This window comes from Pseudomonadota bacterium (assembly GCA_022361155.1).
Lineage (GTDB): Bacteria > Myxococcota_A > Polyangia > Polyangiales > JAKSBK01 > JAKSBK01.
In genome coordinates, this window is record JAKSBK010000156.1 from 1 (window position 1) to 1,531 (window position 1,531).

At 69.8% G+C, this 1,531-nt stretch carries 1 protein-coding gene; it reads right to left on the reverse strand.

All coding sequences use genetic code 11. The annotated features are described in order from the left end of the window. Nucleotides 1-1,347, reverse strand: a 1,347-nt coding sequence (locus tag MJD61_05490; protein ID MCG8554730.1) for an ATP-binding protein, incomplete at its 3' end; no start/stop codon positions are given. Nucleotides 1,348-1,531 lie beyond the last annotated feature (184 nt).

The window sequence follows — 1,531 nt, forward strand, 5'->3', positions numbered from 1 at the left end:
CTGGCGCTGCTCGGCCCGCTCGCAGACGTGCTGCAGCAGCGCCTTGGCGGTGTCGGGGGCGGCGGTCAGCCAGTGGTCGAAGTGGTCGCGCACGCTGGCCTCGACGTGCTTCTGGGCGTCCGGCGTCGACAGCTTCTCCTTGGTCTGGCCCTGGAACTGCGGGTCCGGGATGAACACGGAGAGCATGATGGTGGCCCCGCCGATGACGTCGTCGGCGGTGATCTTGGCGGCCCGCTTCTCGTTGATGAGTTCGCCGTAGGCGCGCAAGCCCCGCGTCAGGGCCAGGCGCAGGCCGGCCTCGTGGGTACCGCCCTGGGGTGTGGGGATGGTGTTGCAGTAGGAGTTGAAGAACTCCTCCTCGTCCACCGGCCAGGCCACCGCCCACTCGGCCTTGCCGGCATCCTCGCCGCCGTTGCGCCGGGCCTGGCCCGCGAACGGATCGGACGTCATGGTCTTGCGCTCGGCGAGGGTGGTGGCCAGGAAGTCGGCGAGACCGCCCGGGAAGTGCAGGGTGGCGCTCTCCGGGGTGTCGTCGTCCTTGGCCAGCAGCTTGGCGTCGCACGACCACCTGATCTCGACGCCGCGGAAGAGGTAGGCCTTGGACCGGGCCATGCGGAACAGGGTCTGCGGCCGGAAATGGGTACGGGCGCCGAAGATCTTGGGGTCGGCGTGGAAGCTGACGGTGGTGCCGCGGCGGTTGTGGACGGGGCCGGACCTGGTCAGCTTGCCGGCCTTGCCCTTGACCGGCTTGCCGCGCTCGCAGGTCAGTGTCCACAGCGCCTTGTCCCGCGCCACCTCGACCGTGAGGCGGTCCGAGAGCGCGTTGACCACCGACAGCCCGACCCCGTGCAGACCGCCCGAGGTGGCATAGGCGTCGCCGCCGAACTTGCCGCCGGAGTGCAGCGTCGTCAGGATCACCTCGAGGGCCGAGCGGTCCTTGAACTTGGGATGCGGGTCGACCGGGATGCCGCGGCCGTTGTCCCTGACGGTGACGGTCTGGTCCTCGGCCAGGTCGATCTCGATGCGCGACGCGTGGCCGGCCACGGCCTCGTCCATGGCGTTGTCGATGACCTCGGCGGCCAGGTGGTGCAGGGCCCTCTCGTCGGTGCCGCCGATGTACATGCCGGGCCGACGGCGTACCGGCTCCAGGCCCTCCAGGACCTCGATGTCCTTGGCCGAATAGCCGCCGGATGCGGCCGGTTTGGCGCCCTTGGCCGACGCCTTGCCGCCGCTGGTCCTGCCCTTGGCCGGCGCCTTCCGGGCCGCCTTGCGGGCCGGTTTCCCGGCCTTGGCGGCGCCGCTGGACTTGCCGGCGGCGGGCTGGCTATGGTCGAACAGGTCGGTCATGGTATCCATGGTGTCGCGTGATCTCCGCCCGAATCGTTATTCACGATACAGTAGGTCCGAAGACCGCCCGATGACAAGATGTTGTGTTTTGGAGGCTGAACCCCATGAGCGAGACACCCCCTTCGGAGGTTGCCGAACCGCGCGGCGAGCTGGCGCTGCGCACCCTCGCCATGCCGGCCGACAC